General features: G+C 41.1%; 12 protein-coding genes. 8 read left to right on the plus strand and 4 right to left on the minus strand.

The window, feature by feature from the left end; all coding sequences use genetic code 11:
* Positions 1 to 7 precede the first annotated feature (7 nt).
* Positions 8 to 1,018 carry an L-seryl-tRNA selenium transferase gene (locus OFO12_RS07600; protein WP_270868873.1) on the minus strand — a complete coding sequence of 337 codons (1,011 nt, stop codon included), beginning with the start codon at positions 1,016 to 1,018 and terminating at the stop codon, positions 8 to 10.
* Positions 1,018 to 1,569: a hypothetical protein gene (locus OFO12_RS07605; RefSeq protein ID WP_270868872.1), complete on the minus strand. Its 552-nt coding sequence runs from the start codon at positions 1,567 to 1,569 to the stop codon at positions 1,018 to 1,020. Before OFO12_RS07605 ends, OFO12_RS07600 begins: the two co-directional genes overlap by 1 nt.
* A 116-nt stretch (positions 1,570 to 1,685) precedes the next feature.
* Here OFO12_RS07605 and gatC point away from each other — a divergent pair, with 116 nt between their 5' ends.
* The 8 genes from gatC to OFO12_RS07645 all read left to right on the plus strand — a co-directional run bounded on the left by gatC (position 1,686) and on the right by OFO12_RS07645 (position 8,836).
* Entirely contained in the window at positions 1,686 to 1,973 is a 288-nt protein-coding gene (gene gatC, locus OFO12_RS07610; protein ID WP_270859743.1) for an Asp-tRNA(Asn)/Glu-tRNA(Gln) amidotransferase subunit GatC, read from the plus strand.
* 11 nt (positions 1,974 to 1,984) lie between these two features.
* On the plus strand, positions 1,985 to 3,067 hold the full coding sequence (locus OFO12_RS07615; RefSeq protein ID WP_270859742.1) for a type IV pilus twitching motility protein PilT: 1,083 nt from the start codon (positions 1,985 to 1,987) through the stop codon (positions 3,065 to 3,067).
* A 2-nt stretch (positions 3,068 to 3,069) separates the two neighbouring features.
* Entirely contained in the window at positions 3,070 to 3,738 is a 669-nt protein-coding gene (locus OFO12_RS07620) for a CvpA family protein (RefSeq protein WP_270868871.1), read from the plus strand.
* Positions 3,738 to 4,205 (plus strand): Fur family transcriptional regulator, encoded by a 468-nt coding sequence (locus OFO12_RS07625; RefSeq protein ID WP_270859740.1) that lies wholly within the window; start codon positions 3,738 to 3,740, stop codon positions 4,203 to 4,205. The genes OFO12_RS07620 and OFO12_RS07625 overlap by 1 nt, the downstream gene beginning before the upstream one ends.
* A gap of 1 nt (position 4,206) precedes the next feature.
* Positions 4,207 to 5,700, plus strand: a complete 1,494-nt coding sequence (gene lysS, locus OFO12_RS07630; protein WP_270870061.1) for a lysine--tRNA ligase — start codon at positions 4,207 to 4,209, stop codon at positions 5,698 to 5,700.
* Positions 5,701 to 5,702: 2 nt separating this feature from the next.
* Positions 5,703 to 6,944: a serine hydroxymethyltransferase gene (locus OFO12_RS07635; RefSeq protein ID WP_270870062.1), complete on the plus strand. Its 1,242-nt coding sequence runs from the start codon at positions 5,703 to 5,705 to the stop codon at positions 6,942 to 6,944.
* Positions 6,945 to 7,031: 87 nt separating this feature from the next.
* Complete coding sequence (locus tag OFO12_RS07640; RefSeq protein WP_270870063.1) at positions 7,032 to 8,045, plus strand: SPOR domain-containing protein; 1,014 nt, start codon at positions 7,032 to 7,034, stop codon at positions 8,043 to 8,045.
* Entirely contained in the window at positions 8,045 to 8,836 is a 792-nt protein-coding gene (locus OFO12_RS07645; RefSeq protein ID WP_270870064.1) for a shikimate dehydrogenase, read from the plus strand. The genes OFO12_RS07640 and OFO12_RS07645 overlap by 1 nt, the downstream gene beginning before the upstream one ends.
* A 6-nt stretch (positions 8,837 to 8,842) precedes the next feature.
* Here the strand turns inward: OFO12_RS07645 and OFO12_RS07650 are convergent, their stop codons facing one another.
* Together OFO12_RS07650 and OFO12_RS07655 are read right to left on the minus strand one after the other, a co-directional pair.
* Positions 8,843 to 11,578: a M16 family metallopeptidase gene (locus OFO12_RS07650; protein ID WP_270870065.1), complete on the minus strand. Its 2,736-nt coding sequence runs from the start codon at positions 11,576 to 11,578 to the stop codon at positions 8,843 to 8,845.
* 194 nt (positions 11,579 to 11,772) lie between these two features.
* Positions 11,773 to 12,369, minus strand: a complete 597-nt coding sequence (locus OFO12_RS07655) for a peroxiredoxin (protein WP_270862741.1) — start codon at positions 12,367 to 12,369, stop codon at positions 11,773 to 11,775.
* Positions 12,370 to 12,409: the final 40 nt, after the last annotated feature.

Consider the following 12,409-nt stretch of genomic DNA (forward strand, 5'->3'; position numbering starts at 1 on the left):
GGAAATTTTACTTAGCAAAATTTAGCACTTTATCATCGTAGTAAAATGACGAATTTGCGCTAAATGCGCGAGAGTCAATCTCATCATTTAGCTCAAAAATCGCCTCGCTTTGCAGATTTTTATCCGTGCGGATAACAAAACCTGTGCGCTCCACGATATAAAGGTATTCCCCGCTAAATACACCCTCTAATAGCTGAGCGAAGGTAAATTTGCGAGATTTTATTAAATTTAGGTTTTTATCCAAAAGCTCGACCGTGCCGTCTTTTAGCAAAAGATAGATTCTATCGCCGTCAAATAGGACATTTCTAATGTCTCGGTTGTAGGTTTTGTTGCCATTTGGGCTGATGAGAACTAGCCTTGTGCCTGTGCCTGCATAAAGGTCATCGCCACGGGCTTGAAGCGTGGTTATGTTGTTAAAAAATGGTTGATTTGATACGACGAAATCCTTCACAGAGCGACCGCCTGTGCGCTCTACGATATTTACTAAGCCATCAAGGGCTGGGTAGGCTACTAATTGGTTGATAAAAAGCGGAGCGGCTGTGCGTGAATCTATGGCAAATGCGTCGCCGATTTTATCATCTAGCACCATAGCGCCCGAGCTTAGGCGAAAGAGCATTACGCTATTATCGCTCATCACAAGTGCCAAATCATCGCCGTCAATCGCGCCACTTAGGGCATAGCGTTTGAGATCTCGCTCAAATTTCACACTGCCATCGCTACCCAAAACCCTAGTCGTGCCGTTTGTGTCTGTGGCGATGAAATTTCCATTATACTCGCCTAAAAATCGTTCATTTTCGTTAAGTTTGATATTTTCATTTACGCCTGATTTGGTGATAACTGCGCCGTTTGATAGTGTGGCGCCCTCTTTGGCAGCATAGACGATTTCGGCTGGAAGCGAGCCGTTAAAGACCATTTCGCCTGTGATATTGTCATCGCCTGGGTCGAAATACTGGCGTTTGGTCGAACAACCGAAAAATAAAAACGAAAGCAGAAGTGTAAATATGATTGATTTTTTCATTATTTATTTCCTTTGTAATGTTTTAAATTTAACGCTAAATTTCGCACTGGCGAATCTATGGCGATTTTGTCAAATTCGGCGTTTGCAGCCTCGATTTGACCTGTTTTTAAAAGCTCGTATCCCTTGACGATAGCGTCGTAATCGTTAAGCAAAAGCGGGCTTTGTTTGCCGTTTTGCACGCTGATAATCTCTTTTAGCAAATAATCGACCTTACTATCGTTTGCAAGGGAAGTTAAATCGTCAGCTGTGCCGTGATTTAGCATATATAACGCGTATAGATTGAAATCTTTGTCTTTTAGCTTGGCTAGTTTTGCGTCATCTCGCGCCTCTAAAAGCTCTGAGTATAGCTCGTTCGCGCTGTTTATGCGAGAATTTTGGATAAATTCGTTTGCCCAGTATCCTACGAAAATCACCATTATAAGGGTAGCGAAAAAGATTAAAGGTTTTTTGTATTTTTTAATGAAAATTTCGCTTTTGATAACGCCTTCTAAAAACTGCTCTTCTGTGCCTATTTCTTTTTTAACGCCTTCGATGTCGTCTTTTAAAGCCAAAGTAGTATCCTTTTGTGATTAAATTTGGCGGTAATTGTAGCATAAAAAAATTTAAATATGCCCAAAGACAAGAATTTTTATGATATAATGTCGCATTTATCAGAAAAGGAAAATTTATGATAATAGATGAAATTTTATTATCAAGGCTCGAAAAATTAGCTGCTTTAAAAATCCCTGATGAAAAACGAAATGAGTTTATCGGTCAGTTAAATAAGGTAGTAGATTTTGTCGAAATTTTAAACGAATTAAAATTAGATGGTGAGGAAGTAGCCATAACTACTTTAAAGGGCGGAACTCCATTTCGCGAGGATGAGCCACGCGCTAGCGATGTTCGCTCTATTATTCTGGGACATGCACCTTCAAGCGAGGGTGATTATTTTGTAGTGCCTAAAATTATTGATTAGAAAGGAAAAGTATGGAAGATCCAAGAAAAAATTTAGTAGATATCGAAACCTTATTAAAGACAGTTGTTTTTAATAAAGCTTCTGACTTACACCTAGTTTCTCGCTCAGCACCGCAAATCCGAATAGATGGAACGCTTCGTCCTTTGGCTATGGATAGCCTTAGCGGAAGTGATATCGAGTATATTTGCTATGCGATGATTACAGATCAACAAAAAAGCGATTTAGAGGAAAACAAAGAGCTTGACTTCGCGATTGAGTTGCCAAATATCGGACGCTTTCGTGGAAACTACTATTACACTATGAACGGCGATTTGGCCGCTGCGTTTCGTATTATTCCTATCGATATCCCTAGCCTTGATGATTTGAAGGCTCCAAGCATTTTTAAAGAGGTTGTAAAACGCGAAAAGGGTATGATTTTAGTCACTGGTCCGACAGGATCTGGTAAATCAACGACTTTGGCGGCTATGCTAAATGAAATCAACGAAAAAGAGCGCAAGCACATTATCACGGTTGAAGATCCAGTCGAGTTCGTGCATCAAAACAAAAAATCTCTATTTTCTCACAGAAATATCGGCACGGATACGCACTCTTATGCGCAAGCTTTGAAATTCTCACTTCGTGAAGACCCTGATATTATCCTGGTCGGTGAGATGCGTGATAGGGAGACGATTTCTATCGCGATTACTGCGGCTGAGACAGGACACTTGGTTTTTGGCACACTTCACACAAACTCAGCAATCCAAACAATCAACCGTATCATCGATAGCTTTGATGGCGGCGAACAACTTCAAGTGCGAAACATGCTTTCAGTTTCACTAACTGCGGTTATTTCGCAATCTTTGCTTCCAAAGCTTGGTGGCGGTCGTATCGCAGTGCATGAAATTTTGATTAACAATAACGCGGTTGCCAACCTAATCCGCGAAAACAAAGTTCATCAAATTTACTCACAAATGCAACTTAACCAACAAAGCACTGGTATGATTACGCAAACACAGGCTATGGTTAAGGCAATCAGAGCAAATCAAATCGCCAAAGAAACGGCATTGCGCTACTCTACAAATTTACAAGAGCTTATCGGCGTTGTGGGTGCGTGATTATGGAAGGTATAAATTGGTTTGACGCCATTGTAGTGGGTCTGATAATCCTTTTTGGATTAAGGGGTCTTACAAATGGCATTATGAAGGAAATTTTTGGAATTTTAGGCTTGATTGGTGGTTTGTGGATCGCTGTGCGCTACAAAGAGATGGCAGGGGCGTGGATAGCTAGTAAAGTCCCTGCATTGCAAAATGCAAATGGAATTTTCTCTGGCGATACTACTCAGACTTTAATCGGATTTTTGGCTGTGCTTTTTGGTGTGTGGATAATCTGCCTGATTTTGGGCGAGATTATCTCAAAACTCTTTAAATGGAGTGGGCTAGGATTTGTCGATAGAATCGGTGGATTTGCATTTAGCGTGGCTAAAATTTTCTTAATTTTTGCCGTTATCGTAACCTTTGCAAGAGGTCCTATGATGCTAAACGAGCAGACAAAGAAATTTTTCGAAACTAGCGCAGTTGCCCCAGTGCTACTAAGCGTGGGTAAGTGGATTATGGATTTAAAAGACGACCCAGTAGTCAAAGAAAATTTGCAAAGCTTAGAGCAAAAAGCTAGTGAAATTTTAACCCCAAGCGAAGATAATACGACAGAAATTCAAAACAATATTTCAAACGAGGTTTTTGATATCAATCAAAGCTTGGATTTAAATGTAAGTGAAGGGAGATTGTAATGGACGCTAAAATCGAAAATTTAGAATTTGACGCACTTTTGCTTGAATTTAAAAAAGCACTTAGCGATAATGGCTTAAAATACACAAAACAGCGCGAGGTTTTGCTAAGAACGCTTTATAATAGCAATATGCACTTTACGCCAGAGGCTTTGCATAGCGAGATCAAGGCGAAAAATCCTGAGCTAAATGTAGGTATCGCCACAGTGTATCGCACGCTGAATTTGCTCGAAGAATCAGGCATGGCGACATCTATTACTTTCGGCGCGCAAGGCAAAAAATTCGAACTTGCAAACAAACCACACCATGATCACCTAATCTGCAAAAGTTGCAATAAAATCGTCGAATTCCGCGACGCTAGTATCGAGAAAAAACAAATCCAAATCGCCAAAGAAAATGGCTTTGTCCTAACTGGCCATATTATGCAGCTTTACGGAATTTGCGCTGATTGCGCGGCAAAAAGGAAATAATTTGTTCGACTCACAATTAGAAATCCAAAGAATAGATAAATCAAACGAATTGCGAAATTTAGGGGTAAATCCATACCCTCATTTTTTAAAACGAGATATGAAAATCGTAGAATTTCGCGAGAAATTCGCTAGTATTGCAAATACAGAAGAAAAAAAATCAGATGAGATTGTAGTTTTGGCAGGGCGTTTGAAACTAAAAAGAGTTGCGGGAAAATCGACATTTGCAAATATCGAAGACGAAAGCGGAAATATTCAAATTTATTATTCGCGCGACAGTATCGGCGAGGAAGATTACGCTAAATTTAAGAAAAATCTCGAAGTAGGCGATATTATTACCGTTACAGGATACGCCTTTATCACGCAAACTGGCGAGTTTTCGATACATGCCTCAAATATCAAACTAGCTTCAAAAGCGATTTCTCCACTACCTGAGAAATTCCACGGCCTAGTAGATATCGAAATGCGATACCGCCAACGCTACCTTGACATGATAATGAATCCAGAGGTTAGAAGCGATTTTATCAAACGCTCTGTCATAATCCGTGAAATTCGCAACTTTTTTGAGGCGCATGGATTTTTGGAGGTCGAAACTCCGATGATGCACCCAATCGCAGGTGGCGCAAACGCGAAGCCTTTTATCACGCACCACAACGCTCTTGATGTGGATAGATACCTGCGAATCGCACCTGAACTTTACCTAAAACGGCTGATTGTAGGCGGTATGGAAGCTGTTTTTGAAATCAATAGAAATTTCCGCAACGAGGGCATGGATTTAACGCACAATCCTGAATTTACCAGCATTGAGTTTTACTGGGCATGGCATGATTATAATGATGTCATGGATCTGACACAAAATTTAATCTGGGCTGTAATGGATAAGCTAGGACTTGATAAAAAGCTTCAATACGACGAGCTTGAAATCGACTTTACTAAGCCTTTTGCGCGCATAAAATACCTTGACGCGCTGGTTGAAATAGGCGGATTGGATCCTGAGATTATAAATGATAAAGACAAAATTTTAGCAAAGCTTAAAGCCGATAAATTCGAAGTCAATGAAAAGCTAGATTTGGGCCACTTGCAAAGCGAACTTTTCGATAATTATGTCGAAGCCAAGCTCATAGATCCGACCTTTATCGTGGATTTTCCTATCGAGATTAGCCCGCTTGCTAGAAGGAGCGACGAAAATCCAAAAATCGCCGAGAGATTTGAGTTATATATCGCTGGCAAGGAGATTGCAAATGCATTTAACGAGCTAAACGATCCGCTTGATCAATTTGAGAGATTTAAGGCGCAAATCGACGCGAAAAACGCAGGCGATGACGAAGCGCACGAAATGGATGCTGATTATGTCAAAGCACTAAGTTATGCTATGCCACCTACCGCTGGTTGGGGGCTTGGGATTGATAGATTGGTGATGATTTTATTAAATAAAAAATCGATTCGAGATGTTATTTTGTTTCCAGCTATGAAACCGTTAAATTCAGATAAGGAGTAAAAATGTTGGCAGATTTTGATAAAGAAATTTTTGATTTGATGAGCAAGGAGCTAGCTCGTCAGTGTGACCATTTAGAGATGATTGCAAGCGAAAATTTCACTTACCCAGAGGTTATGCAGGTAATGGGCTCAGTGTTATCAAACAAATACGCAGAGGGCTATCCTGGCAAAAGATATTATGGCGGCTGCGAATTTGTCGATGAAATCGAAACAATCGCTATTGAGCGATGTAAAAAACTTTTTGGTTGCGAATTCGCAAATGTTCAGCCAAACTCAGGCTCACAAGCAAATCAAGGCGTTTATGGAGCGTTTTTAAAACCGGGTGATAAAATTTTGGGTATGTCGCTAAGCCACGGCGGACACCTAACACACGGCGCAAAGGTTTCAAGTAGCGGAAAATATTACGAGAGCTTTGAATACGGCGTCGAGCTTGATGGTCGCATAAACTACGACCGCGTAGCAGACATAGCTGGTATCGTAAAACCAAAAATGATAGTTTGTGGCGCAAGTGCTTATACAAGAGAGATAGATTTTGCTAAATTTAGAGAAATCGCTGATAGCGTGGGTGCGTATCTTTTTGCCGATGTGGCTCACATCGCAGGTCTAGTTGTAGCTGGCGAGCACGCTCATCCGTTCCCGCACTGCCATGTAGTTAGCTCTACCACTCACAAAACACTTCGCGGACCACGCGGCGGTATCATTATGACAAATGATGAAGAATTTGCTAAAAAAATCAATAGTTCGATTTTCCCGGGCATTCAAGGAGGGCCCCTAATGCATGTCATCGCAGGAAAGGCTGTTGGCTTCAAACACAATCTAAGCCCTGAGTGGAAAGTTTATGCAAAACAGGTCAAAGCAAATGCAAAAATTTTAGGCGAAACTTTGGTAAAAAGGGGATTTGATCTAGTAAGCGGCGGCACGGATAATCACTTAATCCTAGTAAGCTTCCTAAATAAAGAATTTAGCGGCAAAGACGCCGACATAGCTCTTGGAAATGCAGGAATCACCGTAAATAAAAACACAGTCCCGGGCGAGATTCGCAGTCCGTTTATCACAAGCGGTATTCGCGTAGGAAGCCCTGCTCTGACATCTCGCGGTATGAAAGAGGCTGAGTTTGAGTTTATCGCAAATAAAATCGCAGATGTGCTTAGCGACATAACAAACACTGAACTTCAAGCAAAAGTTAAAAAAGAGATTGTTGATTTGGCGCATAAATTTATCATTTACGATAAAGCGATGTATTGATTTTAAGGCGCTTCGTGCGCCTTATTACCCTTTTTAAAAGATTTGTTAAATTTTTTAAAAAGGGTAAATAAATTTTTAGGAGATATTATGACAGATAAATTTGATATGAGCGATATCACTATGAACGGAGCGCCAGGAGACGGCACAGCTAGCCTAAAAAAGCTTTTGACTATTGCGGCTGGAATTATAGTTTTGTTTTTGATAGTTCTTATAATAATGAAAGCTATCAACAAAAACGACATTGACACAAACGCAGCCCTAACAATGCCTAGCGAAGAAGAACTTACTAAAAAAGAAGAGGTAAAAAAAGAGCCAGAGATCAATGTGGTTAGCAGTGATACTTCTAACGCGCAGCCTCAAACCCAAGCTCCAAAGGCAGAGCCAGCCCCTGCGCCAAAACCAAGCGAACTTCAAATTTCAAAGGTTGAAATCAAAAGTGAAGTAAAAGATGAGCCAAAGCCAGTGGTGCAAAACACCGCCCCTCAAACAAAGGTAGAGATTAAAAAACCCGAGGTCAAAGAAGAGCCTAAGCCTGTCGTAGTCCAAAGAATCGAGGTTAAAAAAGAAGAACCAAAACCAGAAGAGGTAAAAACCGTAAAAGAGCAGTTGCAAGCTCCAAAGGTTGAAATCAAAAAAGAAGCCCCAAAAGTCGAAGTCAAAAAAGAGGCTCCAAAAACTGAGCCTAAAAAAGCAGAGGTGAAAAAGGCTGAGGTTAAAAAAGATGAGCCTAAAAAGGTAGAGGCGAAAAAACCTGAACCTAAAAAAGAGGAAATTAAAAAAGCCGAAGTCAAAAAAGAGACTCCAAAAACTGAGCCTAAAAAAGAACCTGCCAAAGTAGGCACTGCGGCAAAAACTGCAAATTCGAGCGTGGGGGCTGGAAATTATATCCAAGTTTTCGCTTCGAACTCTTACGATCCAAACAGCTCAGATGTGCGCAAAATCACAGCCAAAGGCTATAATCCAGTGGGTTTAAAAACCCAAGTAAATGGCAAAGATGTGGTTAAAATTTTGGTCGGTCCATTTAGTGGAGAAGAGCTAAACAAGGCTATTAGCGACATGCGTGCGGTTAATAGTGGCGCATACATTTACAGAGTGAAATAATGCACAAATTTGCCGTTTTTGGCAATCCGATATCTCACTCTATATCGCCTTTAATGCACAATTTGGCGATTAAAGAGCTAGGCCTTGATGCCTTTTATGGGCGGGTTTTGTTAGAAACAGCTACGGATTTGAAACAAAAATTTCTGAATTTAGGCTTAAATGGCGCGAACATCACCGTGCCTTTTAAGCTAGAAGCTTATAGGATAAGCGATGAGCTAAGCGAGGCGGCGCGCGAGATCGGCTCAGTGAATACTCTCGTGCGAAAAAACTCCAAATTTTACGGATACAACACTGACGCGCCCGGATTTTACGAGGCGATTAGGGAGTTTGGAAGTTTAAAGCGCGTGCTTGTTTTGGGCGCTGGTGGCACGACGCGGGCGATTGGTTATATTTTGGCGAAAAATGGCGTTAAATTTGACATTTTAAACCGCAGCGAAAAAGAGCCAGAAAATTTTAAATGCGAGAATTTTTATACCTACGAAAATTTCAAATTTCAAAGCTACGATTTGGTCGTAAATTCCACAAGCGCAGGGCTAAAAGATGATTTTTTACCAGCCCCAGCCGAAATTTTGGACGCTGTTTTCAAGGAAGCAAAATTCGCATTTGACGCAATTTATGGCAAGATTACGCCGTTTTTGGATTTGGCTAGCACTCAGGGCGTTCGCACAAAAGACGGACGCGAAATGCTAATCAACCAAGGCGCATTAGCGTTTAATCTTTTTTATGATAATAAATTTGACACTGCGCAAGTTGCCGAATTTATGGCGCGCGCAGTATCGTTAAAAGGCTAAATTTACTTACTTTTTCGGATTTAAAATCGCGATAAACGGCTCTTTTGCGATTAAATTTGCCCCAAATTTCACATCCTCGTTGCTAAGGGCGTTTATGCGCGCAGCATAAATTTCATCATCGTAAAACGGATAGCCGAAAAGCTCGTGCGAAGCGATGTTGCTTAGCCAAAAATCGTTGTTTTCGCTGGCTCTTTTCATGGATAAAATTTGCGCTTTTTTGAAATTTTCTAGCTGATCTGCGCTAGTGCCGTTGTGCGCGATATCAGCGACGATTTCTTTGATTCCCTCAATCACCGCTTCCTTGTCCTTTTCGTTGCACGAAAACGAGATATTTAGCCCAGATTTTATCTGCGGAAACTGCGCGTATGAGGCACTCACGCTGGCTGAGTAGATTAGCCCTTTGGCCTCTCTGATTTTTTCGGTGATTTGCGTTTTTACGGCACTTTCGAAGGCTTTGAGCTTGTATGAGTTTAAAATATCAAACTCGCTCAAATCGTAGTTTAGATAAATCATTCTAACCTCGCTTTTATCGCTATCGCCGTAGTTTTCTTCGATTTTTACGGCGTTTGCGCTAAGCTTTGTTTGGGCGATTTCGCCAATGCCAGCTTTGCCTTTTAAATTTCCTGCGTATTTGGCCAAAATTTCGGTGATTTTATCCTCGTCAAAATCGCCACTTATCACAAACAAATACTCGCCTCCATTAGCGAAAATTTCATTTGCTAAGCCCCCAAAATACGCTAAATTCGCGCTTTTTACATCGCTTATTTCAAGCGGAGCTTTAAAGCGCAAATCCCCGCTAAATAGCGAATTTACGATTTGTTTGTTGAAGCGAAAATCTATCGTCTCATCTCTGAGCGCAAGGTTAGAAAGCGCGCTACTTTGGTATTTTTCCAGCGAATTTGCGTGGATTTTTGGCGTGCTCATTTTCACAAACAGCTCCCTCATCATCGCCTCGAAATCCTTGCTAGCGCACTCCCCGCTAAACCCGCTAGAAAGCTCGTTTATACCAAAGCGCAAAGAGTAGTTAAACCCGCTAGTAAGCCTCCTAGCCTCGTATTCGTTAAACTCGCCAATAGTGCCTGAATTTAGCAATGCGCTTAAAATTTCAGCCTCAGCCTTGCTCGCAAAATTCGAAATTCCGCCTAGTTTTTTCACGCTGATTTGTATGCTATTTTTTTTGCCCAAATTTCGCTTTAAAATCGCCTTGACGCCGTTATCGAAATTTAGCGTGGTTATGTTTTTATCGCTGTCAAAATTTTGGCTAAATTTGGCTGGAAGAGGTTCGTTTTCTAAAAGTTTTTTATCATTTTGACCATTTTTGCTAAAATCAAATGGGGTTGCGTTTTGATAAATTTTATCTATTTCCCTTGCGCTTAAATTTAGATCTTTCGTCGAAATTATCTCCGTAAAGTGCGCTCCACTCGTGATTTGCTTGAAGTATTCATTGACATCGCTTAGCGAAATTTCGCCCAAAATCGCAAGGCTTAAATCGTGTTTATCCTGCTTGTCAAGCTTAGTGTTGCCGTTTATTACAAAATCCAAAATTTCATAAATTTGCTTGTTTTGCGTGTCGTTTTTGATGAGATTGGTTTGGACGGAGTTGATAAATTCTGCCTTTGCACTCTCAAAATCCCCAGCCGAAAATCCATGCTCCCTAGCGCCCTTAATCGCGCTAAATAGGCTAGTCAGCGTGGCATTTGCGTCGAAATCAAAAATGTTTGCACTAAAAGAGTAAAGTCTGCGCTCACCGAATAAATCATCGCTGTCAAATCCCGCTTTTAGGGGGATTTTCGCGCCTATATTTAGGGCATCGTAGCTAAGGCTAAGAAGTTTTGCGATGTAGGTATCAAGCCAGGCTTTTTTCATTTCGCCTATGCTGTTTAAGGGGCTGTGCTCGCCGGCAAACACGATATTTACGGCATTTGTGCCAATCTGTGGTTCTACGATGTTTGCATAACCTGCGCCGAATTTTTGCAGGCTCGTATCTCGCGCGATTTTTTTAGAGCGAGGTTTTAAATCGCTAAATTTAGCTTTGATTAAATTTTCGATTTGCGTCGAATTTACATCACCCACGACGATGACGCTCATTAAATTTGGCGCATAATTTCTATCATAAAACGCCCGCAAACTCTCGCTCGTCGCACCCGCTATGGCTTCGTTTTTGCCTATTGGGAAGCGTCTTTGAAAGATCGAGTTTGGATACAGGGACTTGGCTCTTTGCTCGTAAAATCTGGTTTTATAATCCTTTTTCGCCTCTTCTAAAATCACGCCTTTTTCTTTTTCGACCTCGGCTGGATCAAATTTTACGCCCCTAGCGTAGTCCCTAAATACCGTGAAAATGTCGTTTAAATTTTCATCGCTCACGCTTGCTTGGATATTGTAGGTCGTGTTTTGAAAGCTAGTTTGCGCGTTTAAATCTGCGCCAAATTTCACGCCTAGGCTTTCTAATTTTTTGACTAGCTCGTTTTTGTCGAAATTTTCGCTGCCGTTAAATGCCATGTGCTCGACAAAGTGCGCAAATCCCTGCTCGTCGTCGTTTTCGTCGATACTGCCAGCATTTACATTTAGGTAAAAATATGCGCTGTTTTTGGGGACGGGGTTTTGCTGTATGAAGTATTTTAGGCCGTTTTCTAGGGTGCCTGTGGTGACATTGTCGTCGAATTTTAGCGCTAAATTTGGATCAAGTGATACGGCGAAATTTAGGCTAAATGCCGCGCAAAGTGCGAAAAATATTTTTTTCATAAATTATCCTTTTTAAAAAAGCGAGATTTTAACTGAAAATAGTAAATTTTAAATGAAAAAAGAGAGCTTTTAAAGGCTCTCTTAAAATTTCAATTTTATGGGGATACATAAAGGTGGAGCCTTAGGGGGAAGGCCCCATACGCACGCGTTTGCGTGATAAATTTGGCGCAGGGGGCTGCGCCAAATTTGGAGTTTTATAGTTTGTCTGAGTTTTTGCCTAAATACTCGGCTACGCCTTGTGGGTTAGCCTTCATACCAGCGTCGCCTTTGTTCCAGCCAGCTGGGCAAACCTCGCCGTGCTCGTTAGTAAATAGCATAGTATCTACCATACGAATCATCTCGTCGATATTTCTGCCAAGTGGAAGGTCGTTGATGACAGCGTGGCGGATTGTGCCGTCGCTATCTAGCAAAAATGAGCCTCTTAGCGCAACTGCATTGCCAAAAAGCACATCGAAGCTTCTAGCGATATCTTTTGTGATATCTGAAACTAGCGGGAATTGGACTTTGCCGATACCGCCTTCATTTACTGGTGTGTTTTTCCATGCAAGATGAACGAACTCGCTATCGCAAGATACGCCGATGACCTCTACGCCTCTATCTTTAAATTCTTTATAGCGTTTGTCAAATGCGATAATCTCGCTAGGGCAAACAAATGTGAAATCTTTTGGATAAAAGAACACAACTGCGCCTTTTGGGCCGATGTTTTTGTAAAGGTTGAAATCCTCTACAATGCTGTTGTCGCCAAGAACGGCTTGTGCTGTGAAATCTACTGCTTTTGTAGTTACTAACATGATATTTTCTCCTTAATAATAAAATTTATCATTTGCGAAT

This window comes from Campylobacter sp. JMF_04 NA10 (assembly GCF_027737655.1).
GTDB lineage: Bacteria > Campylobacterota > Campylobacteria > Campylobacterales > Campylobacteraceae > Campylobacter_B.